The sequence below is a fragment of the Dyella sp. 01L423 genome, assembly GCF_056399945.1.
Map to the genome: position 1 here is coordinate 764,581 of NZ_JBFTSI010000002.1, position 26,203 is coordinate 790,783.

12 protein-coding genes are annotated in these 26,203 nt (G+C 60.4%); 6 read left to right on the forward strand and 6 right to left on the reverse strand.

Annotation, left to right across the window (positions count from 1 at the left end; translation table 11 throughout):
* Positions 1–132 precede the first annotated feature (132 nt).
* Entirely contained in the window at positions 133–14,436 is a 14,304-nt protein-coding gene (locus tag AC1DMY_RS10075; RefSeq protein ID WP_477164809.1) for an amino acid adenylation domain-containing protein, read from the forward strand.
* A gap of 93 nt (positions 14,437–14,529) precedes the next feature.
* Here AC1DMY_RS10075 and AC1DMY_RS10080 read toward each other — a convergent pair whose 3' ends face one another.
* From AC1DMY_RS10080 to AC1DMY_RS10105, 6 genes are all read right to left on the reverse strand, one after another.
* Entirely contained in the window at positions 14,530–15,498 is a 969-nt protein-coding gene (locus tag AC1DMY_RS10080; RefSeq protein ID WP_477165011.1) for a DUF1684 domain-containing protein, read from the reverse strand.
* A gap of 507 nt (positions 15,499–16,005) precedes the next feature.
* Positions 16,006–16,821, reverse strand: a complete 816-nt coding sequence (locus tag AC1DMY_RS10085; protein ID WP_477164810.1) for a GNAT family N-acetyltransferase — start codon at positions 16,819–16,821, stop codon at positions 16,006–16,008.
* A 54-nt stretch (positions 16,822–16,875) separates the two neighbouring features.
* Positions 16,876–18,255: an APC family permease gene (locus AC1DMY_RS10090; RefSeq protein WP_477164811.1), complete on the reverse strand. Its 1,380-nt coding sequence runs from the start codon at positions 18,253–18,255 to the stop codon at positions 16,876–16,878.
* A gap of 891 nt (positions 18,256–19,146) precedes the next feature.
* Positions 19,147–19,893: a hypothetical protein gene (locus tag AC1DMY_RS10095; protein ID WP_477164812.1), complete on the reverse strand. Its 747-nt coding sequence runs from the start codon at positions 19,891–19,893 to the stop codon at positions 19,147–19,149.
* 576 nt (positions 19,894–20,469) lie between these two features.
* On the reverse strand, positions 20,470–20,700 hold the full coding sequence (locus AC1DMY_RS10100) for a hypothetical protein (protein ID WP_477164813.1): 231 nt from the start codon (positions 20,698–20,700) through the stop codon (positions 20,470–20,472).
* An 82-nt stretch (positions 20,701–20,782) separates the two neighbouring features.
* A complete protein-coding gene (locus AC1DMY_RS10105; protein ID WP_477164814.1) occupies positions 20,783–21,220 on the reverse strand; it encodes a universal stress protein in 438 nt (145 codons plus the stop codon).
* 256 nt (positions 21,221–21,476) lie between these two features.
* Between AC1DMY_RS10105 and AC1DMY_RS10110 the strand changes: the two genes are divergently transcribed.
* From AC1DMY_RS10110 to AC1DMY_RS10130, 5 genes are all read left to right on the forward strand, one after another.
* Positions 21,477–22,253 carry a helix-turn-helix domain-containing protein gene (locus AC1DMY_RS10110; protein ID WP_477164815.1) on the forward strand — a complete coding sequence of 259 codons (777 nt, stop codon included), beginning with the start codon at positions 21,477–21,479 and terminating at the stop codon, positions 22,251–22,253.
* 123 nt (positions 22,254–22,376) lie between these two features.
* Positions 22,377–22,958 carry an N-acetyltransferase family protein gene (locus AC1DMY_RS10115; RefSeq protein WP_477164816.1) on the forward strand — a complete coding sequence of 194 codons (582 nt, stop codon included), beginning with the start codon at positions 22,377–22,379 and terminating at the stop codon, positions 22,956–22,958.
* Between the two features lie 95 nt (positions 22,959–23,053).
* A complete protein-coding gene (locus AC1DMY_RS10120; protein ID WP_477164817.1) occupies positions 23,054–23,854 on the forward strand; it encodes a universal stress protein in 801 nt (266 codons plus the stop codon).
* A gap of 243 nt (positions 23,855–24,097) precedes the next feature.
* Entirely contained in the window at positions 24,098–24,817 is a 720-nt protein-coding gene (locus tag AC1DMY_RS10125; RefSeq protein WP_477164818.1) for a c-type cytochrome, read from the forward strand.
* A 72-nt stretch (positions 24,818–24,889) separates the two neighbouring features.
* On the forward strand, positions 24,890–26,164 hold the full coding sequence (locus tag AC1DMY_RS10130; RefSeq protein WP_477164819.1) for an MgtC/SapB family protein: 1,275 nt from the start codon (positions 24,890–24,892) through the stop codon (positions 26,162–26,164).
* The last annotated feature ends 39 nt before the right edge of the window (positions 26,165–26,203 follow it).

A 26,203-nucleotide genomic window follows, 5' to 3' on the forward strand; every position in this document is an offset into this window, starting at 1 on the left:
TGCACTCGGCGGGCAAGACTGCTGCGAACGTGAAATATGACGACGTTGCACCGGGTTGCGGAAGTACTTGCGTGCAAACTATGCTCGTCAGTTATGCGAAGGACATGAATCATTTTCCACAGGGAGAGGGAATTGAGCAGTAGCCAAGGCCGACATGATCATTCGCCCCAGAAGCAGGCAGCCTTCTGGAAAACTACGCTCTCCGGCGCGCCGGAACGCCTGACAATACACACGGATTTTCCGCGTCCTGCGGCGCTGGATCGTGCCGAAGCTACCGTGACCTTCGCGATCAGCGGCGCTTTGCAAGGCGGCATTGAAAAGCTTGAGCGCGATCAGGGACTTGAATCGCACATAACGTTGCTGGCGGGATGGGCAGCGCTTCTTGGGCGCCTTTCATGTCAGGACGATATCGTCGTCGGTACGTTGATGCCGGTGCGGCAGCGATGGGAAACGCCATTGCTCGATGGATCATTGACGTGCGTGCTTCCGTTGAGGCTAAGCCTTTCCAGCCAGGCAACAGTGGCAGAATTCCTGTCTTGCACGAAAGAGCAGGCGAACGCTGCCCAAGAGCACAGCGGGATGCGCCTGGGTCAGATCGTGGAACTGACGGGACTGGTTCGAAACCCTTCGTATCATTCGCTGTTCCAGGCCATGTTCGTACTGGATCAGGGCGACAGCGAATCGATGCAGTCGCTGTATTCGATGGAGGATGACGCCAATCATGGCCTTGAAGACACTGGCTGCGACCTTGTACTGACGATCAAAAAGCATGGCGGCGGCATCACGGGCTGCGTGTCTTACGCCTCGGCGCTGTTCAAGCGTGACACCATCGAACACATCATCGAAAGGTACTGCCTGCTGCTGGAGGGCATGCTGGCAGACGAGACGAAAGGCATCATGCATCTGCCGATCATGTCGGACGCCGAACGTCGCCTTGTCGTTGACACGTGGAATGCCACGGACGCTTTTTATCCCGGCAATCAATGCATCCACGAGCTTTTCGAGGAACAAGCCGCCCGGAATCCTGACGCTCTTGCAGTGGTATTCGGTGACAGGCAGCTGACCTATGGACAGCTGAATTCGAAAGCCAACCGTCTCGCCCATCAACTGCGATTGCTCGATGTCAAGCCCGATAGCCGCGTCGCTATCTGCGTGGAGCGTGGTGTCGAGATGATGGTCGGGATCTTCGCTGTCCTGAAGGCGGGCGGTTGCTATGTGCCGCTTGATCCCGCCTATCCGGAAGAGCGCCTGCAATTCATGTTGAGGGACAGCGCTCCCGCGGTGCTTCTGACGAAAGGAGGTCACACCTACGCCTGGGCGAACGGCGTGACCGAACTCGACCTGGATGGTGAGGTCGACCATCATCCCGATACCAACCCCGTTCCTTTCGACAAGGATCTGGCATCTGGCAATCTGGCCTATGTGATCTATACATCGGGCTCAACCGGCACGCCCAAAGCGGTGATGGTGGAGCACAAAGGCGTGATCAACCTACTTTTCGACTGGACGGCTCGATGTCCGGATTTTGGGCGGGGAAATCCGTTCCAGGCATCCATGTGGGGCAGCTTTTGTTTTGACGTAACCGTCTTCGAGATTTTTGTAACGCTCTGCGCAGGTGGAACGCTCCAGGTCGTTCCCGAAGCTATTCGTGCAGATCCCACGGCGCTCCTTGCTTGGTTTACGCGCCAAAAAATCAACTTCGCATTTTTGCCGCCCTTCTTTGTTCGCCACCTGAGAGGGCTGCTGGAAACCTCCGGCGCACGACTTCCCTTCAAGCATGTTCTCGTGGGCGTGGAGTCGCTCTCCGAGGCAGACTTGCACTGGTTTCAAAGCACCACGCCGGGACTCACGATCGTCAATGCCTACGGACCGACGGAAGCCACCGTCTATTCCACGCTGTATCAGGAGATCGCCGAACGGCATCGAAGCGCACCCATCGGCCGTCCCATCGCAAACGCGCGGAACTACCTTCTCGATCAACAGGGACAGCCGGTGCCGGTGGGTGTGTCCGGAGAGCTCCATATCGGTGGCGTCGGTGTGGCGCGAGGGTATTTGAATCAGCCCGAACTTACTGCCGCGCGATTTATCGCCGACCCTTTCAGCAACGTTCCCGGTGCGCGGATGTACAGGACGGGAGATCTCGGGCGCTGGCTTCCCGATGGCACCATCGAGTTTCTGGGGCGAAACGATTCCCAGGTGAAGATACGTGGCTTCCGCATCGAGCTGGGCGAGATCGAGGCGAAGCTCTCGGAGCACGCCGGGGTGACCGAGGCGGCCGTTCTCGCGCGGGAAGACGTGCCGGGAAACCGGCGTCTTGTGGCCTATTTCTCCGCTTCCGTGCGCATGGATGTCGCTGCGCTCAGAAGGCATCTCGCCGAGCAAATGCCCGATTACATGGTGCCTGCGGTGTTCGTCCAGTTGGACAGATTGCCTCTGACACCGAACGGCAAACTCGACGCAAGGAGCTTGCCCGCCCCGGGACAGGAAGCCTTTGTCAGCCGCACGTTCGAACCGCCGCGCAACGAGATCGAGGCGTTGATTGCCGCCATCTGGTCCGATCTTCTCAAGATGGACAGGATCGGCAGAAACGATAATTTCCTCGAATTGGGCGGGCACTCGCTGTTGACGATCCAGGTCATCTCGCGGCTGCGCGATGCCTTGAACGTGGATGTGCCGTTCCGCGCACTTTTCGCGAGCGCCACGCTTGGGGAATTCGCCGAACAAGTGGCAAAGGCGATGCCGTCGCAGATCCCTCCGGTGATCCGCAGGGAACGGGAAGCGTACGAGCCCCTTTCCTTTGCGCAGCAGCGCCTATGGTTTCTGGCGCAGATCGAGGGGGCGAGTGCGGCTTATCACCTGTCCTGCGGATGGAAGGTGCGCGGCGCGCTGGATGTCATGGCGCTGCGACAGGCGCTGGATGGCATCGTGGCGCGCCACGATGCCTTGCGCACCACGTTCCTGGAGATCGACGGAAAGCCCATGCAGCGTATCGCCCCGCAGGCGACATCCATGGATTTCCTCATGCAGGAAGCAACGTCGCCTGGGGAACTGGCGCGCCTGACGAACGACGAATCGGTGCAGCCGTTCGATCTGGAGCGCGGGCCGCTGATTCGCGCGCGCTTGCTACGTGAAAGCACGGATAGCCACACGGTGCTCATCACGATGCACCACATCGTGTCCGACGGATGGTCGATGCAGGTGTTCATGCATGAGCTCAATACCCTATACGCCGCCTTTCTGCAGGGCGCAGTGGATCCACTGCCGCTCTTGGGTATCCAGTACGCCGATTACGCGACCTGGCAAAGGACTTGGATGTCCGGGGACCTTCTACGCGCGAAAGCTGGCTATTGGAAGAGTGCCTTGTCCGGCGCCCCCGAACTGCTCACCTTGCCGCTGGACCGTCCGCGCCCGAACGAACAAAGCTTCGCGGGTGCGAAAGTCGAGTTCTTGCTGGATGCAGCGCAGGCGCAGGCGCTCAGTGCCCTGAGCCAGCGCCACGGAACGACCCGGTTCGTCACGCTTCTCGCCGGCTGGGCTGCGCTTCTTTCGCGGCTGTCCGGGCAAGAGGATGTCGTCATCGGCACGCCGATGGCTAACCGCGGTCGTGCCGAAATCGAGCCGTTGATCGGATTCTTCGTGAATACGCTGGCGCTGAGGGTGGATACGTCAACCGCTCCCACGGTCGCCGAACTCCTGCAGCAGGTGAGTGATCGGGCGCTGGAGGCGCAGGAAAATCAGGACATTCCTTTCGAGCACGTGGTGGAGCAGATCAATCCAGCACGAAGTCTTGCGTACAGTCCGCTGTTTCAGGTGATGTTCGCATGGGAAAACGACGACGGCCTCCTGCTCGACTTTCCTGGCTTGAGCGAAGTGTCGTCGGTTGAAATTGCCCATCAGTCGGCGCAGTTCGACCTCATTCTCACGATGAGGGAAACGCGCGCAGGCCTCAAAGGCGAGCTGGAATATTCAACGGCGCTGTTCGAGCGGGAAACCGTGGAACGGATGATCGGGTATTTCCGGACGCTGCTTGCGGGCATGACGCTCAACGATGCCAGGCCCGTTGCGGACATTTCCATTCTTTCCGAGGCTGAGCACCACACCGTGGTGCAGGCATGGAACGCGAGTGATCTTCCTCCCGTCGACGAAATTTGCATCCATGAGCTGTTCGAGCAGCAAGTGCGCAAGACACCCGATGCCATGGCTGCGGTGTACAAGGATCAGGCGCTTACCTATGCGGCCCTGAATGCACGGGCCAATCGGCTGGCGCATCAACTTCGCGCGCTGGGCGTGAGGCCAAACAGCCTGGTGGCGATCTGCGCGGAGCGAAGCCTCGAGATGGTCGTGGCGCCGCTGGCGGTGCTCAAAGCGGGTGGCGCGTATGTTCCGCTCGATCCCGCTCTTCCCGTAGAGCGCCTGCGCCACATGCTGGCCGACAGTGCGCCTGCCGCGCTGCTGACGCTGGGAGACATGCCCGCAGGCCTGGAGGACGAGCTGGCCGGTGGCCTTCGCGTACTGGATTTGTCTCTCTCTTGCGGGGATCAGTCTGATGCAAACCTCGACGCCGTCGAGATCGGCCTGACGCCGCACGACCTGGCCTACGTGATCTACACGTCGGGTTCAACGGGCAAGCCCAAGGGCGTGATGATCGAACATCGCAACCTTGTCGCTTCGACGCGCGCCAGGCACGCCGCCTATGGGAACACAGGGCGTTTTCTGCTGGTTTCACCCATCTATTTCGACAGTTCGGTGGCGGGAATCTTCGGCACGCTCACCAACGGGGGCACGCTTGTCGTGGCGGACCAGTCGGCGATACGCGACCCCTCGCAACTTGACGAGGTTCTTCATCACCAAAAGATCGACACGCTTCTGTGTGTTCCCTCGCTCTATGGAAATTACCTCGAATTCCAGGGTCCCCGGCATCAAGATACGACCCTGGGCAAGGTGATCGTCGCGGGTGAAGCCTGCTCTGCGGTACTGGTGGCGAAGTCGGCCATACAGCAACCACGGGTCGCTCTGTTCAATGAATACGGGCCGACCGAAGGTACCGTTTGGGCCACGATGCATCCGTGCCAGGCGAGCGACACGGCCGCAAACGTACCCATTGGCCGACCGATCGCCAGTGCGCGGATATACATCCTCGATGCGCATCAAAAGCCCGTGCCCGTGGGCGTGGCTGGTCAAATTCACATCGGTGGCGCCGGCGTGGCGCGCGGCTATCTGAATCGCCCCGAGCTGACCGTGGAACAATTCGTCGTCGATCCGTTCGGCGACGATCCTGCGGCGCGGATGTACAAGACGGGCGACATGGGTCGATGGCTTCCCGACGGCACCGTCGAGTTCATGGGTCGCAACGATTTCCAGGTGAAGATCCGCGGATTCCGCATTGAGCTTGGCGAAGTCCAGACAAGGCTGCTGGAGCATCCTGCTGTCCGGGAGGCCGCCGTTGTCGCCCGCGAGGGCAGGGCGGGCGAACCGCAGTTGGTGGCTTACGTGGTAGCGGGCGGAGAATTCGCTGCCGAGGAATGGCGCAATCACCTCTCGCGTCGATTGCCCGAATACATGGTGCCTGCGGCCTATGTGCATCTGCAGGCGCTGCCGTTGACGCCCAACGGCAAGCTCAACCTGCGGGCTCTTCCGGCGCCGGAGGCGAATGCGTACGCCACCAGCGAATACGAAGCCCCCGTTGGTGAGATCGAAACCATCATTGCATCCATTTGGTCGTCGCTTCTCAAAGTGGAGACTATTGGGCGCCGCGACAACTTTTTTGCCTTGGGCGGTCACTCGCTGCTGATCGTGCAGGTGATCTCGCGGTTGCGCACGGCGCTGAACGTCGACGTGCCATTGAACGCACTCTTCTCCGCCCCGGTACTGGCCGACTTCGCGCTACGGGTGGCGAGCGCTGCCCCGGATCGCCTTCCGCTGGTGACGAAGGCGGATCGTCACGGCAAACTCCCGCTCTCGTACGCTCAGCGGCGCCTGTGGTTTCTGGCGCAGATGGAAGGCGCAAGTGCGGCTTATCACATCTCCTACGAATTGAGGTTGCAGGGCGCGCTCGACAGGCAGGCACTACGCGATGCGCTGGATCGAATCATTACGCGGCACGAAGCGCTGCGCACGACGTTCCCTTTGCTTGACGGTGAACCGGTCCAGCACATCGAATCGATGGACGAGCATCGCTTTCCATTGGCCGAAAGCGACGCTACGACGCCGGACGAGATAGTCAGGCTGGCAAAGAAAGAAGAACTCACTTGCTTCGATCTGGAGCGGGAGCTTCCGGTTCGCGGACGACTGCTGCGCGAAGCGGACGATCTCCACACGCTCCTGATCACGATGCATCACATCGTTTCGGACGGATGGTCGATGGGTATATTCGCCCAGGAACTGAGCTCGCTCTATAACGCATACGTCGAGGGCCAGCCCGATCCGCTGCCCGCCTTGGCAGTGCAGTACGCCGACTATGCGGTCTGGCAGGAAGCCTGTATTTCGGACCGCTTGCTGGAGGCCCAGGCGGCCCATTGGAAAAACGCACTCGCCGGCGCGCCGGAACTCCTTTCCTTTCCGATCGATCATCCACGGCCACCGGAGCAGAACTACGCGGGCCGCACCATGTCGTTCGCGCTGGACGAGGCACTTACGGAATCGTTGCGTGAGTTGAGTGCCCGCCATGGCACCACCATGTTCATGACGCTGCTGGCTGGCTGGGCGATCCTGTTGTCCCGGTTTTCCGGGCAGGACGATGTGGTCGTGGGCACGCCGACAGCAAACCGTGGACGTGCGGAAACCGAAGGACTCATCGGCTTTTTCGTCAACACGCTGGCATTGCGGCTCAATCTCGCGGGTGATCCGACGGTTGCCCAATGCCTGCGATGGGTCAAGGCGCGCACGCTGGAGGCCCAGGAAAATCAGGACCTGCCTTTCGAACAGGTCGTTGAACAAGCGAACCCGACGCGATCCCTCGCGTACAACCCACTTTTCCAGGTCATGTTCACCTGGGAAAAGGACGGCAAGGAGGTTCTGGAATTTTCAGGCCTCCGCCCGGCGCCACGTCGGCACACGGATTACCTCGTTTCCAAATTCGACCTGACGTTGTCGATCAAGGAATCCGAAGCCGGGATGGTCGCGAGTCTCGAGTACGCGACGAGCCTGTTCGAACCGGCGACGATAGAACGCATCGCCAGCTGCTATCGAGCACTGCTGGAAGGAATGGCTGCGGACGATGGCTCGGGCGTGACGCGTATTCCGATGCTGTCCGGGGATGCGCGCGCCCTGGTCGTGGAGACATGGAATGCAACGGACGCGCCTTACCCTCGCGACCGGTGCATCCATGAGCTGTTCGAAGATCAGGCCAGGCGTGTTCCGGCCGCTGCCGCGCTGGAGTTTGGCAAGGCATCGCTGAGCTACGCGGAGTTGAACCTTGCCGCGAACAAGGTGGCGCATCGGTTGCGCGCCCTGGGCGTGAAACCCGACGACCGCGTGGCCGTCTGCATCGAGCGCGGGTTCGAGATGGTGGTCGCGGTGCTTGGCATCCTCAAGGCCGGCGGCGCCTACGTGCCGATCGATCCTCACTACCCCCGGCAGCGCCAGCGTTACATCGTGGAAGACAGTGCACCCGTGATGCTGCTGGTGAAGGGTGCATGCCCTGACATCGCGGGCAACGTGCCGGTGATGGATCTCGACACGGTGCAAGAGTGTGCCGCGACCGATCTGCCCATCGCCGATGTCGGGCTCTCGTCGACGAACCTCGCTTACGTGATCTACACGTCCGGGTCCACGGGAAACCCCAAGGGCGTGATGGTGGAACACCGCAATGCGTGCCATCTGGCCGCCGCGCAGATCTCACATTTCGAGACAGGGCAGGGTAGCCGGGTCCTGCAATTTGCGTCTTTCAGTTTCGATGCCTGTGTTTTCGAAATGCTCCTCGCGTTTTGCAGCGGAGCGACGCTCGTCATTCCGGCATCAGATATCCCGCTGACCGCGGAAAGCCTGATCCAGACCATCCATGCGGCTGGCGTTACGCACGCGCTGCTTCCGCCTGCCGTGCTGGCTGCCATGCCGGCGGAGGAAAATCTCGAACCGCTCCAGCTGCTCGTTGTTGGTGGCGACACGCTGACGGAGGACGTTGCCCGCCGGTGGGCTGCAGGGAGGCGCCTGGTCAACGCGTATGGGCCCACGGAGATAACCGTGGTCGCTTCCCTTTATGCCTGCCCATCCGACGTCATCGGCTCACCGCCGATAGGCCGCCCGATGTTGAATACGCGCATCTACATCCTCGATGCACACCAGCAGCCAGTCCCCGTCGGCGTCGCCGGCGAGTTGTACATCGGCGGCGCGGGCGTGGCGCGGGGGTATCTGAATCGGGCGGAGCTGACCGCCGAGCGCTTTGTCGACGACCCGTTCAACAGCGAACCGAACGCGCGCATGTACCGGACCGGCGATCTGGGCCGCTGGCGTCAGGACGGCACCATCGACTTCCTCGGGCGCAACGATTTCCAGGTGAAGATTCGCGGCTTCCGCATCGAGCTCGGTGAAGTCGAAGCCCGGCTGCGCGAATATCTCCACGTGTCAGAAGCGGCCGTGCTGGCGCGCGAGGACGTGCCTGGCGATAAGCGTCTCGTTGCGTACTACGTCGGCGCGACGGAGCTGAAAGCCGACGCACTCAGGGACCATCTGTCCGAACGTTTGCCCGGCTACATGATTCCCGTGGCCTTCATTCGAATGGACGCGTTGCCGCTCGATCCCAACGGCAAGCTGGACCGGAAAGCTTTGCTCGCACCGGAAGGAAACGACTACGCCTCACGCGAATACGAAGCCCCTCGGGGCAAGTTCGAAACGGTCATCGCGGGCATCTGGTCGGAGCTCCTGAAGGTCGAGCGGATCGGAAGGCACGATGGCTTCTTCGAGCTGGGCGGGCATTCCCTCCTGACCGCCAGGCTCATGTCGCGGCTGCGTGACAAGCTCCATGTCGATGTGCCCATCAGCGCTATTTTTGCCCGACCGACGCTCGCGGAATTTGCCGCCTTCGTGGCCGAGGCGGCGCCCGCCCAGCTTCCCGCCGTGACGAGAATCGACCGCGGTGAGCTGCTGCCTACGTCCTTTGCGCAGCGTCGGCAGTGGTTCCTGGCGCAGATGGATGGCGCAGCCGCGGCCTACCACGTGCCCTACGGATTGAGACTTCGAGGCTCCCTCGATGTACGGGCGCTCCATCGCGCACTCGAACGCATCGTGGCGCGTCACGAGTCGCTTCGCACCACGTTCGTCCATATCGATGGAGAGCCGAAACAGCGGATTGCACCCGCAAGCGAGAACGCGTTCGCGCTGGTGGAAAGAACGGCGGCGAGCCCGCAAGAAGCCGTTCGCATGGCAGACGCCGACATTGCCGCTCCCTTCGACCTCGAACATGGTCCGCTGATTCGCGGCCTGCTGATACGCGAGGCCGACGATAGCCATGCACTCCTCATCACCATGCATCACATCGTCTCCGACGGCTGGTCGATGGGTGTGTTCGTCGGTGAACTTGGCAAGCTCTACGAAGCGTACGCGAAGGGCGAAGACGATCCGCTGCCGCCATTGGAGCTGCACTACGCCGATTACGCGGTGTGGCAGCGGCAGTGGCTGTCGGGCGAGCTGCTGAAGAAGCAGGAGGCGTACTGGAAAACGTCCCTGCTCGGCGCACCGGAACTCGTGACGCTGCCGATCGATCACCCGCGACCGGCAGAGCAGAGCTACGCGGGCGGAACCGTGCCGCTGGTGGTGAATGGCACGGTGACCAAGGCCTTGAAGGCCTTGGGCCTGCGTCACGGGACGACGCCCTTCATGACGCTGCTTGCCGGATGGGCAGCTCTCCTTTCCCGGCTCTCCGGGCAGGACGATGTTGTCATAGGCACGCCAGCAGCCAATCGCGGTCGCGCGGAGATCGAAGGCCTTATCGGCTTCTTCGTGAACACCCTCGCGCTGCGGTTGGATCTCTCGGGCGATCCTACCGTCGCTGGATTTCTGGAAAGGGTGAAGGTCTGTTCGCTGGGTGCGCAGGAGAACCAGGACCTGCCGTTCGAGCAGGTGGTGGAGTTGCTGAACCCCGTTCGCAATGTCGCGCACAGCCCGCTGTTCCAGGTCGCGTTTTCCTGGGAAGACGATGTTGGGCTACGCCCCCATCTGCCGGGTGTGACGTGCGAGCCCTTCGATGGCACGAGCTACGACGTCGCGAAGTTCGACCTGTCCCTAACGCTGCGCGAGTCCCATGGTGAGTTCGAAGGCGCACTGGAATATTCGACCGCACTGTTCGCGCACGAGACCGTCGAGCGGATAGCCGGCTACTACCAGGCACTTCTGGAAGGCATGGTTTCGGGCGATGCGCAAGCCATCGGCTCCATCCCCATGCTTGCGGAGACCGAGCAAAGGCTAGTCACGCAAACGTGGAATGCCACGGAACAACCGTATCCGAGCACCCGCTGCGTGCACGAGCTCTTTGAAGACCAGGTGTCGCGCACGCCGGAAGCCACGGCAATAGCGTTCAACGGAGAGAGCCTTACCTACGCGGAACTCAACCGCAGGGCGAATCGACTTGCCCATCAGCTCAGATCGATGGGCGTCAAGCCGGACGACCGCGTGGCGATCTGCCTGGAACGGAGCCTGGACATGCTGGTGGGGCTCATGGGCGTGCTCAAGTCCGGCGCTGCCTATGTGGCGATGGACCCGACCTACCCGGAGCAACAGCTCAGGCACATCCTCGCCGACAGCGCGCCAATGGCGCTGCTGACGCTGGGCGATCTGCCGGAGTCGGTGGCGGGCGCGGTGACTGATGGAACTCCCGTGCTCGACCTGGCCCTGGCCTTTGCGGATCAACCCGACACGAATCCTGAAACAAGCGGAGCGGGGCTCGACGCGTCGCGGCTGGCCTACGTGATCTATACGTCCGGATCCACGGGGACGCCCAAGGGCGTCATGGTCGAGCATCGCAATGTCATCAATCTATTGGCCGATTGCCTGCGCCGGTTCGCCGACGTCGGAACGACCAAGCCTTTGCATGCGTCACTGTGGACGAGTTTCAGCTTCGACGTTTCGGTGTTCGAGCTGTTCGTCCCGCTGTCTGTCGGTGCGACGGTGAATATCGTACCCGACGATATTCGAGGCGAGCCGACGCGCTTGTTCGATTGGTTCGCAGAGCATCACATCAGCTTCGCCTATCTGCCGCCGTTCTTTGTGCGCCAGTTGGATGAGCTCATGGCGAGCTCCGGATCGGCGCTTCCCTTCGACTATCTTTTGGTGGGTGTGGAACCGCTGCTTGAATCCCAGTTGTACCGGATTCAATCAGCGAAGCCGGGGCAGGGCATAAGGATCGTCAACGGCTACGGTCCCACCGAAGCCACGGTGTTCTCCAGCGCCTATGCACCGATGAAGGATCTCCATCGCAACGCACCGATTGGTCGGCCCATCGCCAACACGCGGACATATATTCTCGATGCACACCGCCAGCCGGTGCCTGTGGGCGTGGCCGGCGAGCTCTACATCGGCGGGGCAGGTGTGGCGCGCGGCTACGTCAACCGTCCCGAACTGACGGCCGAACGTTTCGTGCCTGATCCGTTCGGCGGCGCGATGGGTGCGCGCATGTACCGTACCGGTGATCTCGCTCGCTGGATGCCTGATGGCAACATTGAGTTTCTTGGACGCAACGATCATCAGGTGAAGTTCCGCGGTTTCCGCATCGAGCTGGGCGAGATCGAAACCAAGCTGACCGAACATGCGGGAATTCGGGAGGCTGTCGTGCTTGCGCGCGAGGACGCTGCCGGTGACAAGGCCCTCGTTGCCTACTATGTCGGGCCGGAAGCCTTCAAGGCAGAGGAGCTCAGGGCCCACCTCTCCACCAGCCTGCCCAAGCACATGGTTCCCCAGGCATTCGTCTGGATGGAGGCGCTTCCCTTGCTGGCCAATGGGAAGCTCGATCGCAAGTCGTTGCCTGCTCCCGATCTTGCGCCTGTGCGTGCGGAGTCAGACTTCGTGGCGCCACGAAACGAACTCGAGGCCCGTATTGCGCAGATATGGTCCGAGGTTCTCGGCATTCCGAAGATTGGCATCGACGACAATTTCTTCGACCTCGGCGGCGAGTCCTTCAAGGCGTTTCGCGTGGTCGGGCGGATCGGCCATGGCATCGGCGTAACGGAGCTTTTCAAATACCCCACCGTGCGGCAACTCGCCGAACGTATCGCCGGGGGAAGGGCGACGTCCGATGGATTGCTGCACGAACTCACCCGACCCATTCCCGCTGAGCAGAAGACACTCACGCTCATCTGCATTCCGTTCCCCGGTGGCGGGCCGATCTCGTATCAACCACTGGCCAAGGCCATGCCGCACGGCTGCAAGGTGTTGGCCTTGGAAATACCGGGCCACGATTTCGGTCGACGCGATGAGCAGACACTGCCCATCGACGAGATCGCCCGGCGATGCGCCGAGGAAATACGCCGCGACGTCACCGGCCCCATCGCGTTCTACGGGCATTGCGCCGGCGGCGCGTTGACGATCGCCATCGCGGCAGAGCTGGAAAAAGCAGGCGTGGAGATCTCTCGGCTTTTCATCGGCGGCCATTTCCCGACACCGCACCTGGCCGGAAAGGTATTCGAGTTTCTCCGCAAGGTGTTCCCAATCCACAAGTGGAGCTCCAACCGTTCCGCCTTCGACCTACTCAAGTCCTTCGGCTTTTTCGATGAGATCACCGACAAGGAACAGCAGGACTTTGTAATGGGCCACTTCGTGCGCGAGCACCAGGAGATCGAGGACTTCTACACCGCGCTTTACAACGCACCCTTCCCGAAACTCAAAGCGCCGTTGACCAGCGTGATCGGCGAGATGGACCGCGCCACCACCCTGTATCAGGAACGCCATCGTGAGTGGGAATACTTCAGCGTCTCCGTCGATTTTGCGGTGATTCCGAAGGCCGGCCACTATTTCATCAAGCATCAGGCCGGTGATCTGGCGGCGATCATCGAGGCGGGGATTGTCCGCCGGCACGATGAGCCCGTCTCGCTGCCGGAACCCGTCGCCGAGACGGCGATCAACGAAACGTCCGCCCGCACCGAAAAGCTCACCGCCAAGCCGAGCCTGAAGACCTTCTTCACCGTCGCCATCGGCGAGATCATCTCCGTGATCGGCAGCACGCTGACGTCGTTCGCTTTAGGGGTGTGGGTCTATCAACAGACCGGACGTGTTTCAAGCTACGCCTTGATGATGGTCTTCATCATTCTCCCGGCGATCGCGCTTGCTCCCATCGCGGGAACCCTTGCCGATCGTATCGACAGAAAGAAGATCATGATCGCGAACAACTGCCTCGCCGGACTTTCCACGGCAACCGCGGCGGCCCTGATCTGGACCGGTAGCCTGCATATCTGGCAGGTGTACGTCATTGCTGGCGTCACTGCCGTGGCAAACGCCTTCCGGCTACCCGCTTACATGTCGGTGGTCACCCAGATCGTTCCGAAGCGCTACTACGGCAAGGCCAACGGTTTCGTGCAACTCGGTACCGGGTTGGGCGCTTTCCTCGGGCCGGCTTTGGCGGGTGCGTTGATGGGCCTGATTGGCCTGCACGGTATCGTCGTGACCGACTTTGTAACCTTCCTGATCGCCGTCTCGGCACTTCTTTCCGCGCGCCTTCCCGACAGCCTGTTCGAGCGGCGTGAGGAGCCGTTCTTCAAGGAAATGATCGGAGGCTGGCGCTACATCATCAAGCGCCACAGTCTGGTCGCGATGATCCTGATGACCACCATCGCCAACTTCGTCGCGGGGCTCATCGAATCGCTGGTGACACCACTGGTGCTCGCTTCAGGTGGTCCGGCGTCACTGGGCATCGTCATGGCCGCGAATGGCGCGGGGATACTCGCCGGCAGCACCGTGATGAGCATCTGGGGCGGCACGCGACGCCGAATCGATGGCGCCTTGGGAAGCGTGCTGCTTTCCGGATTGTGCATCGCCATCGCGGGCGCCAATCCCGCCATGTTGATCCAGGCGCTGGGCATGTTCGGTTTCGGCTTTGCACTGGCACTGGCAAACGCGCATTGGATCTCCACGATTCAGGCCAAGGTGGGCCAGGAGCTTCAGGGCCGCGTGATGGCCACCAACTTCATGTTGATGGAAGCAACGGTGCCGCTCGGCTATCTGGCGGCCGGACCGTTGGCCGATCGCATCTTCGAGCCACTGATGGTGAAGGGCGGTGCATGGGCTTCGACCTTTGGCATGATCGGCATCGGTCCGGGACGTGGCATCGGGCTCATCCTGATGCTCTCGGGTGCCTTCGTGGTTGTATGGAGCATGGCAGCCTATTCGTATCGACCGATCCGGTGCCTTGAAGACATTCTCCCCGACGCGATTGCAGACGACGTCATCGAAGCTGAAAAGGACAAGATTCAGGCAAAGGCAGACCTGGCGCTGAACTCCTTGCGGCGCTCTTGAGAAGGCTTTTGTTGCAGCGGCGCACGCGCCACCTCAAGAAGGGCCTCGACAGGCGATTAATGAGCGCCTGCCGAGGCAACGGCACAGCGCAAATCAGATATCTTCGCGCACCTTTTTTTCGCCCGCGTTTATACGCAACGTCAGGCGATTCTCGGGCATTGCTATAGGGCAATTCGGGAACGGAATGAACGCGCAAGGAGGATTGACGGCCTTGTTGAAATCCAAGACGATTTTTCCATCTTTGGCCGCAGGGGTCAGCAAGAAGCGCGCGCCGCCATAAGTCTCCTTCCCCGAAGTGCGGTCCGCAAAGACAAACAATACCTCGTCGTCCGACTCCATATAGGGCATGAGTTCGTAACGCCTTCCATCTCGAAAGAATACCGCCTTGCTCTTGATCTGGACTTTTTGAACGGAGCCTTGTATGTAAGCCACGTCGACTTCGCGAGGCTCTTTCAGAGGCTCCCAGTCCGCAGTGATTTTCCAGGCGGAGTCGATCGGGAAATAATCGAGGCCTTTAAAATTGACGAGCTTTGGAGCCTGGGTGTCGGTAACAATGAGCCGTTTTTCGCCTTTGTTATAGTCGCCCTCGTAGGAATAAATTTTCAGCGTTTCCGTACTGGCATGGATCGTCGTAGGCGTCTTGCTGCCTTTCACGGGATCCAGCTGCAAAGTTCCATCGGGAAAAAAATACAAACCATTTATATGAAATGGTTCGATGCTGCCTTGCCCTGAAGGCGAGTGATCGATCGTGGCATGGCTGCCATTCACCAATGCCAGACTAATAGAGCCATTGTCAGCATAAGTAAGGTCGCCGAGATGCGACGGGCCCGATGGCAACACAATGTCTTGGTCCGCCCCTGATCCAATGCGGCTTGTACCTGGTCGCACAACTTCAGAGTTGGTAACACTAAGCCAGCTTTGAGGGGACTTCAGCTTTTCAATCCGTTGCTGCTGCCACTGCTGGATCTCCAGCTGATAGCTATCGACGGCAGCTTGCGCAACTCCACTCGTTGCACAGACTGTTGCCAAAGCAATTAAGCACGACGAAAACTTACGCATCATATTCACGAGCCTTTGCGTTCTTGATTGTGAAAACACGGGCGTGTCAGCTAAGCAATCAGCCTCCACGCGCATGTGCAGCCGCTTTTTCGGTCCGGCCTTATGGCGTAAAGGCAAGCGCAGTCCGCAGGAAAGTGCAGGGCGCGTTGCTCACGCCATAAGTGAGATGAGTTCGGCAGTGGAGGCCGACGGTTACACATCGAGGCTTATCGTGCTTAGTTAGCATTCATTTTGTTGACCCTTGATCGAGGCGAAGGCGACGAATTCGAAATTGCCGTACGACCTTACCTCCGCGCCTCCATCGCTATCGGAGCGAAGGTTCGCAGGGCAAGACAAGCGCTCGGGCATGCTTCAGCCGTTGCGCATTGCCTACATTCAGGCCAAGAAGCCAGCGCGGCATTCGCATTCCCTCAGCGGAGCCAGCCGCACATATCGATTCTTCATCGATCACCACTCTTCACCAAGGCTCTTGGCCGACACCTGCCGCCAAGAGCTTTTCGACTGGCTGGCTCAATCCACCGCCGCAGCCTGGCCGAGGCTGTAGCCAAGGAAGCGTGTTACCGGCCGGTAGCCCATGCGCTGGTACACCGCAAACCCGGCCTGAGTGGCGTGCAAGCTGGTCTGCCGCAAGCCCGAGGCGTGGTGGGCAACCTCCAGGACGTGGCGCACGATGGCTTCGCCAAAACCGAGACGTTGCGCCTCAGGGTGGGTCGCCACGAGCGCCAGGTAGAGTTCGCCATCGCTTTCGATCACCGATGCGGTCGAAACCGGTTTGCCTTGGTGATAAGCGAGGTAGGAATGGGAACGCTCCGTCCACAGCGGCATGCTTTGCCGGAAGGCCGCGAAGTACGATTCGGGTGCCGCCGCGTAGGCCGCTTCGTTGACCGCGGTGAAGTGGTTGAGGGCTTGCTCGCTACCGACGCGCTCGAAGTGCAGACCGTGGTGCTCGGTCGCTTGCGCGAACGGCAAAAGTTCACCCGTCATGCCAGTCGCGTTGAGCACGGGAGCCAGGCCGGCGTCTGCGATGGCGGCCTCCAAGTCTGATCGCGCGCCTTCCGCGACGTAGTCTTCGCAAAGCAGGAACAATCCAGGTTGCGCCTTCAGGCGCATGTATTGCGCCACGGTGCGGAGACGCTGCCGGAGTACATCGGTGTCCGCGATACCTTCGTTGAGATACACCGCGTTGAAAAATATGAGATCGCTGCACGTCCAGCGCACGGCTATGCCGTCCTTGTCGAAGACTTCGCTGTCCGGTATGGCGCTGCACACGAACGTGCTGAGGGCGATGAATTGATCGTTGGATTTGATGGTGTCGGGTTTGGACATGGGGTACGTCTTTGCGATCACGGAAAGGGCAAGTTGCTGGCGCGCGGTGTCAGCTCAGCACGGTTCGACAGCCGGCGACCGGAGAGGGGGACGTTTGCGCAGGAAGATGGCGTAGCTGATCGCGCCCACGGCAAGCCAGCACAAGCCGATTTCCCAGGCGGCCCGTTCCATGTAGTACAGAACGTAGGCCAGGATGGCGAAGCCCATGGCCGGGCATACCAGATGTCGAAAGTAAGCGCGGGAACCTCGCCGCCCCACGAAGTGAACCACCACCGTGACATGGAGAATGAGGAAGCCCGTAATGGCGCCGAAATTGATCAGGATGGCGATCACATCGAAGTGGTTGAGGAAGACCATCGAAATGGCGATGGACGCTGCCGCCACAAACAGCAGGCTGCCGTAGGGAGTCTTGAACTTCGGGTGCACCGTGGCCATGAACGCAGGCATCCGCCCGTCGCGGGCCATGGCGAACAACAGCCTGGAAATGGAGGCCTGCACCACGCCCGCCGAAGTAAGGCCGAACATCACCGCGCACAAACAAGCTGTGAGCGAGCCGAAAGCCTTGCCGCCGGCGATCGCGGCCACTTCATACATTGCCGTATCGGGTGAGGCGAAGCTCCTGCCGTTGGCAAGGTCGGTCGCGATCCAGGTCTGAGCGACGAACAGCACGGCGGCGAGCAGCAGCGAGGCAATCGTGGCTCGGCCGACGATGCGCCGGCTATCTCCCCGCACCTCTTCGGCGAGGGTGGAGATCGCATCGAACCCCAGGAACGAAGTAGCGGACAGCGACACAGCCGCGAAGACCAGGCCGACACTGAAGGCCTCGGGGCGGTACAACGGTTTCATCGTTAAATGTCCCGCGCCAGCTCCGTGAGAAAGCGCATACGCACCCAACACGAGGAAAACCGCCAGGAGCGCCAACTGCACCGCAAGGAGTATCTTGTTCATCGCCGCGGTCACCTCCACGCCGATGAAATTGACCACAGTGCCGATGGCGATGAAGCCCACCACCATGCTCCAGCGCGGTATCGAGGGCACGATGTCATGCAATGCATTGGCGGCGGCCAGGTAGACCACGGCGGGCATCAGCAGGTAATCGAGAACAAGCATCCAGCCGGCCACGAAACCGGTCTTCTCACCGATGGCCCGACGTGCATAGGCGTAGACCGAGCCTGCCAACGGAAAATCGGCAGACAGCAGCTTATAGCTGTACGCGGTGAACGACATTGCCAGCGCGCCGACGATGTAGGCCAGCACCGCCATGCCCTTAGAGACGCTGGACAAGTAGCCATAGATGGCGAAGGGAGCGAGCGGGCCGATGAAGATCAGGCCATGGATGAGCAGGTCGGCGAAACTTAGGGAGCGCTTCAGATCAATAGGAGAGGATCCCGCCGATTGTCCGGGAGCGGGGAAGGGGGCGTCTGGTTTCTGCATGTACTGCTCGTTCGCTTGGGGTTTCGACTGTGGATCGCGTGATCCCGAACCAGCGCCGGGCGACAACGTGTCGTCACATGCAGCATGGCGGGCCGGGCGCCGTTTGATCAGCCAGGCGCCTATCCGGATCTCATTCTTATAGTTCGGTCATGCTTCAAATGGTTAAGACATCAGATGGCCATGAATGGCCTTCGAGTCGCTGCACACCCGCTACAAAGCGCTCCTATGGATAGATCAAGTCAGCGTGAGTGCCACGAATCAAACTTTTGGTTGATACGCATTTTTTTTCGTCCCATTTGCACTTTCTCCATCGCTACGGGTGCCCCATATCAAAACGAGCTCTCTGAGCGGACGGGGCATTGGCGCTTGCAATGGTCGCCGATGGGAGCCCTGCACGGACCTTACTTTCTTATCAGCGGGCACAGGCGCGGATGTGCCCTATGCCATGTGTATCGCCTTCGGTAAGGTCGGCGTCTACATCCAATCGCGCGCTGATACAGAAACAGGTGGTGCAGTCCAAGAGCAGGCAGGCGGGCAAGTGCGTGCACGAACATGTGCGCAAGGGCAGCCACGGGGCGAAGTCGGCCAGGCTCCGGGATAGCTCTTTCGGATAGCAGTGGAGCCGTTGGTTTCGACGCCTCTTTCGCTACGCCAAAAATAAGTCCTCACCGAAAGGGGCAAGGAATTTCGCACGGCATTGCTAATCCTCCATGCGGAAGATGCCCGTGCAGCGGTGGCCATCTTCCGGGCGCTGGGTGGCGGTTGGCCGAGAAGCACCGTTGTGCCCGAGGCGGGCAAGAAGGAGATTTCTTCCGTCAATTGATGGCAACGCGTTCGGCAGGGCGCCGGCGTTCTCAACCACTAGACTGGCGTAGCAGGCTACTCGTGGAACTAACGGGAGTCAGTTCTGGTTGGGACGTATTGCATTGTCCGCCTTGGTTCGGTACCCGTCGTGTATTCGTTTCCAATCCAAGGCGTGCCACAGATGTGAAGATAGGCATACGGGGTGCCGGCGAACATGATCCAGGCGCCGGCATCTCGGACCGTCGTGGGAAGGCCGCAGTGCTTGGCATCAAAGGGCCAAAGCACCATCCAGTGCGGCCCAATGGGAATCGCCGGACTGGTCTTGTCGAGGACGGAATCGTTGCTGTGCTGCGTGGCTCCGCAGAGCATGTAGCAAAGGCCTGGTGTTTTGATGGTAGGGGCAGGGCGGCCCGCCAAAATGTCGTTGAACCATTGCAACGCCAACGCATCGGCGCACATGGGTGGGTCCCCCACTTTGTTTTCATTGCCCGGCGTGCAGACCCAGCCGTTGCTACCCTGACGAAGCACGGTCATGTTGCCGCGATGATCCATTTCCGCCACGGTTGCATCGCGCGTGATTTGCGCGGGACCGGCGCGCATGGCGCGGGCAATTTTAACCGCTTTTTCGAGCTCAACCTCAGAACTCGAAGGAGCGACCTGGCCTACCAAAGCGACCGCGGCGTTGCTATAGCTTCCAGAGCCGGCGCCATTCTGGGCCGCAGCCCGCCCAGACAATATAGCCATCGCGGAGCCGAAGAAAGCGAGTTGGCCAATCGCTTCACGCCTTGATTTAGAGGCGCATTCGTTATCCATAAGAGCGTCTGGATCGATCATGTTGGCTCCTTATGTGATGGGGCTATCGCAGGGTCTTAACCAACACAGACTTTGCCGCCGCTGCGGAATCGGTCTTTGGGCCGGCGATCGCTCTCTGCGATTGGACAGATCCCTGCATTGCAGCAAGCGAGGCCGTATCGTCCCGCACACACAATTGGCCGCCCCTTCGAACACCATAAACCTTCGGAAGCGGCCTGTATTGTCTGAAATGGGACGTGATCAAATCGTCTTGAGCTGGGGACGGAGAACGAACGCTGAGTTGGTGAAAGCGAGTGGCGACAAGAGCAAGCCGGACCTGATGCGTCTTGTTCGAACAATCAGGGCGCGAATGGCTTGGGCGTTCCGTCCTGGCCCGCATAGGAGACTGTGATAGCCACAGGCGCCTAGGATTCCGCAGCGTCCTTGGTCAGCCCGACAAGCTTGCGTTTCGAAAGGTCCGGCTTTGCCCCATAGGCACTCGACCTTGATCCGCCACCACTGCCTGTCTCGCAAGTGGATGTTCTCGGGCAGGCGTTTCGATGCGCTCCCGTGACAGCACGGCCAACGCGTCGACGCTATCGCCAGGGATTGCCTGTCTCAGCCGGTGAGAACGACGCGGGATAGGTTTCCGCCATGGATACTCGCGCCCAACTCCAGAAAGCTCTGAACCGCATTGAGGCCCACCTTCCAGGCCTGCTCGATGCGCACCCCGATCCCGCCGACTTCTGGCCTGCCTTTGCGGGCGAGGCGGACACCGTTCTCGATGGTGCGCCCGCTCACGAGCAGGATTGGGTCGCCGACAGGCTCGAGAGTATGCTCAATTTCCACGGGGCACCCGCCCCATAGGAGCGAACTGGGGCAGTGACATAGCCACCACATTGGGTAGTGCACTGGTGGCCGATAATTGACCTCAATGACACACAAGGACAGGCACTTCCGTACTCAGAAGTAGTTTGTTGGTTTCGCTACCCAGTAGCAGGCGATCCATCCCCGAGCGACCATGGGAACCCATCACAATGAGGTCGCACCTCTGCTCGCGAGCGATACGGTCGATGGCTTCATGCGGGCGATGAGCGTATTCGAACGATCCTTCCCAAAGTACCTTCGCGGCCTCTGCTCGCTGCCTTGTTTGTTCGAGGAAGTAGCCTGCTTTCTCGTTGACTTCCTTCTCGTAGGCATCCTCCGGAAAAATCATCATTTCCGAGAAATAGGGGACTGAGCTGAAGGGTTCCATGGCATGAAACACGAAGACAGTGGCACCCAGCTGCCTTGCCAGGTCGATGCCGAGATCGACGGCGCGCAGTGAAAGATCGGAACCGTCGGTGGGCAACAGAATACGTTTGAACATGACGAATGCTCCGGAGCTGGCATGAGGGAGTGCTTGCTCTCACGGAGCCAGGATCCGAGCCTGGGCAACCGCCGAGATTGCACGCACACTTTGTCTCCTGGCACCCATGGGGTTTTTGACGCCAGTCAATTGCGGCGAGGCTGTGGTGCTGATGCCTGAGGCCGTCGTCATATCGTCACAAAAGCGCTCGGACCGCCCGGATCGCTGGCCCGTGATAGCATCGAATCACACGCCCAGACCTTGAGGGACGGGCCATATGCCGCCTGTCGCCGATTTGATCGATATCAGCCAGCTCCGTCGAAGCTGCGCCAGTTGCGGGCTTCAGGAACTGTGTTTGCCCGCAGGTATCAGCGGCGATGATCTCGCCCGTCTGGACGCCACCGTACGAGACAAGCGCGTTCTTGAACGAGGGCGTGCGCTGTACAGGGCAGGCGATGCCTTTCACTCGCTGTTTGTGGTCCGGTCCGGGACGCTCAAGACCTTCGTGCTGGGTGAGGATGCGACGCAGCAGGTCATCGGTTTTCATTTGCCGGGCGAGATCGTGGGTGTCGATGCGCTTGCCTCCGGCCGCCATGCGAGCCAGGCCGAAGCGCTGGAGAGGACGAGCATCTGTGAGCTGCCTTTCGCGCAGTTGGAGCACGTCACTCGCGAGATTCCGGCACTGCAGCGGCAGCTACTTCGCGTGATCAGTCGCGAAGTGGTTCAGGAGCACCAGCATTTGGTGACTATGGGCCAGCAGCAGGCACAGGTGCGCCTCGCGATCTTTTTGGAAAGTCTGGCGGACCGATATACCGCGCTGCATCGGGATGGCGGTCATCTGATGCTCTCCATGTCTCGCCATGACATTGCCAGCTACCTGGGTCTGGTCGTCGAGACAGTCAGCCGACTGTTCACGCGGTTTGAGGAGGCGGGCATTCTGGAGGTGCGTCGGAAGGCCGTTACGATCCTCCGGCCAGACCTGCTTGACCAGCTATGCCGCCCTGTCCAGAGCGACTCAGGTTCGAAGAAGGCACTCCAGCCTGCCGCTAATTGACGTCAGTCAATTTGAGCCTTCCGGCGAGCGCGTAAAACGATGGTGCGCTGGATGCCAAACACGCAACGATCGTGAAGGTCAACGGGACATGGCTGGACGATCTGCATCGCCGGGGTCATCGTCATGCCTACCCAGACTCATTCGCCCGCGGATATCGCCAAGCCGTTCCTGCCGTTCCTTGAGGCACTCGAAGGAGACAACTGGATCGAGCCTCTGAGGGATGGAACCCCCGTGCTCATCCGACCTCTTGTCCAGCAAGATCGGGACCGCGAGCTGGCGTTCATCGAACGCCTTTCTCACAAAGCGCGGCGGATGCGTTTTCTGGGAGATTTCCGCGACGTCGACACCGCGACTCTTGATCGCCTGATGGACATCGACTACCAGGATCGGATGGCCTTTGTGGCGCTCGTACACGAAGACGGCCAGCTACGTGAGATCGGCGTGAGTCGCTATAGCGCAACCTGCGATGCCAGGCACTGCGAGTGTGCCGTCACCGTCGCCGACGATTGGCAGGGAAGGGGCCTGGGTGTCCTGCTCATGCGGCATCTGATCGATATCGCCCGGCGGAAGGGATTCACGCACATGTTTTCCGTGGACGCGTCAGACAACCAGGCGATGCGTGATCTTGCGTCGTACCTGGGATTCTCTCGCCGCCCGGATCCGGGCGACAGCACGCTTGTCGTCCACTCGATCGCTCTGGCGTGAATCCACGGAGACGAACGATGAAGATGCCTTTGAGTTATGACCAGCACTGTGAGTCAAATCCAGTAGCGGCAACAGGCAGGGGGTATGCAGACGTTATGGCACTCGTGACGGCTGCCGGACCGTGGAGTCCGGCTGCCTTTGCCGGCGTGGATATTGCGGCGAAATTCAATGCCCACCTGACCGGCTGCTATATCGACCCCTCGCTTCGATCATTGCGTGGTATCGATGACGAACCTACCGTCATGGCGTTGCTGATGGACGCGCACCGTCTCGAACGCGATGACTACGATGCCTTTGCTGCCTTTGCCCACGCGCGCGGCGTCAAGCACGTGTCCTGGCAGAGCACGCAAGTGGCACCCGCAAAAACCATGCGGGCACTGGGTGCGTGGCACGATCTCATCATTCTCGAGCGCGATCTTGCCGAGGAAGCAAGCATGCTTGACGTGCTCGGTGAGGCCTTGCTGACCTGCCGGGCGCCATGTCTGGTACTCCCGCCTGGCTGGGACAAACCTATGACTTTCACTCGGATAGTTGTGGGCTGGAACGGCGGCATCGAATCGATTCGTGCCGTGCACGCCGCACTTCCGTTGGCTGCCGCGGCGGATCAGGTGATTGTCCTCAAAGACGGGGCGCTGGCCTTGGAGAAGGAGGACCGCCAGCCACTATTTGATCCGACGATCTATTTGCGCTCACATGGCGTGAGCGTCAGTGAGATTCCGCTATACGCGAGTCCACTGAACTCCGGCCCGGAGTTGATGCGAACAGCTCGACGACTGTCTGCCGACTGCTTGGTCATGGGTGCCTACGGACATGCTCGTGTCAGAGAGCGGGTACTGGGAGGCGCGACCCAGCACATCTTGCAGCATGCGGAGATCCCCGTACTGATGCAGCACTGAGGGCAATCAACGCTGGACCGCTTTTGCCTATGAACACCGGACTCTCGTTGAAAGGGCATGGTGAAATCGTCGATCGCTGCGTGCCGCTTGTTTCCGTGCCTCAGCGGGCACGACCGCAACTAGTCGTCACATTGCATCCCTGGCGAGCGCGATGAAGGCACAAACGATAACGATGCGCATGCGCGGCATCGAAACAGGTAGGCGGTGTATCGTCGGCACTCCGCTTTCATGTAGTGCAGAACAATGCCTACTCCCCATGTTTGGCGACATCTGGCGTTCCCGCACACTCGGCCAGACAAGGACGAATCGCCCTCTGGCCCACTAAGTCGAGTCGTCGCCCTTTGCATCCTGCTCGCTTTGCTGCCAGCACTTGCCATAGCCGGACCATCAGCCACGTCATCCGCTACCACGATCTTGGCGGCCCAGGCACCTCCCGTCGCCTTGTGTGTGAGCTGTCACGGCGATCACGGGGCGGGTTCCGACGCAGTGGGCGCGCCTCGCCTGGCTGGCTTGAATCCGGACTACCTCGCGCACGCCCTGTCGATGTTCAAGGACGGGACTCGAACCAGCGTCGTCATGCAACCGGTTGCACAAAGGCTCTCCGAGGACGACATGCACGCGCTTGCAACGTATTTTTCGGGGCAACATCCACCGCTCGCGCAAGCCCAGAATATTCCCTCGGCGGAGATGATTTCGGCTGGCAGGCGGCTTGCCGAAAGCGGAGGCACGAATGGTGTTGCCGCTTGCTCTAGTTGCCATGGCCCATCAGGGCAAGGTAACGGCGCGCGCTTCCCGTCCATTGCGGGCCAGCCAAAGACATTTTTGATCACACGGATTCGCGAATTCCAGGCAAGGGCCCGAGCCGCAACGCCCAAGCCGGGATCGATGACCGAGGTTGCATCAAAAATGGACGATGCGCAGATCGAAGCGTCTGCTGCTTTCTTTTCTGTGACCATGCCCTGACCATCGTTTACTCAGAGAACGCTTGGCCAGACATGGATCAAGCCGATACGTTCTCCACAACGGCTCATTGCCATGTCGCCGATGCTCGAGTCCCTCGTCCGAGATGTCATGGCGCAAGCGCTTGGCCCGAGCGTTGGTTTAGCCATTGGACTTTTGATTGGGATCGAGCGGGAGCGCAGCAAAGGGGAAGGGCCCACGCGAGCCGCCGCCGGGGTGCGGACCTTTGCCATTCTCGGTCTGACCGGCGCTGTTGCTGGAATGATGGGGAAGGTTGGGCTGTATATCGCGGGCATCTTCATATCGCTGGCGATAGTCGTCAGCTATGTGCGCAGTCGCCGAGATGATCCTGGCCTTACGACAGAAATAGCGATGCTGCTTACCTTCCTGCTGGGAGGCTTGGCGTTGTCGTCCCCTAAAACTGCCGGCGCGATCGGCGTTGTCGTTGCCATACTCCTCGCCAGCAAGCACAAGCTGCATGCCATCTGCCGCCAATGGCTTAGTGAGGCAGAGCTGCAAGACCTGTTGACGCTGCTGGCGGCGGCGTTTGTCGTGCTTCCTCTTCTTCCCGACCACGCCATCGATCCCTGGGACGCAATCAATCCCCGCCGCCTCTGGGTGCTCGCCGTCGCCATCATGAGCATCGCCACGCTTGGCTACCTGGCGCTGAGAGTTTTCGGCACCCGATTCGGCCTCGCCATCGCTGGCCTCGCGAGTGGTTTTGTTTCCAGCACCGCAACCGTCCTGACCATGGCGGAGCGGGCCAGGCTGAACCCCGCGGGGATGCCTTCTGTCGCCAGCGCAGCCATCATGTCCAACGTCGGGACGATCATTCAACTCGCTGCCGTCGTTGGTTCCGCCTCTCTCCCTTTGCTGCACAAGATCGCTGCGCCACTGGTTGTGGCAGCCGTGATCACCATCCTGTCGGGCCTGGCTGTCAGCGGGAAGTCCTTCACAACCCCGGGCGAAGACAACGAGCTCATTGAGACGAAACCCTTCCAGCTGGCTTCAGTTCTTCGCCTCGTGGGTTTATTGGCGGCCGTCATGTTCGTCATTGCCCTCGTCAGAGCCAACCTTGGCGCGGCGAGCCTTCCATGGATGATGGTGTTCTCAGGCCTGGCGGATGTACATGCAGCTGCCGCAGCGGTGGCCCAAGCCGTATCCACACATCAGATCGACATGCGACGTGCGGTTTTTTGCGTAGCCATTGCTGTTGTCGTCAACGGCATCTGGAAATGTGCCGTGGCATTCGCAAAGGGGCAATGGTCGTACGGCATTCGGGTTGCGGTTGCGCTGACGTTGGCCAATACGGGGTTCTCGATGGCCGCGTGGATGGCGTCTTGGGGCTAAGCGATTAGGGTTGGTTATCGAGGGTAATGCTGGGAGCTT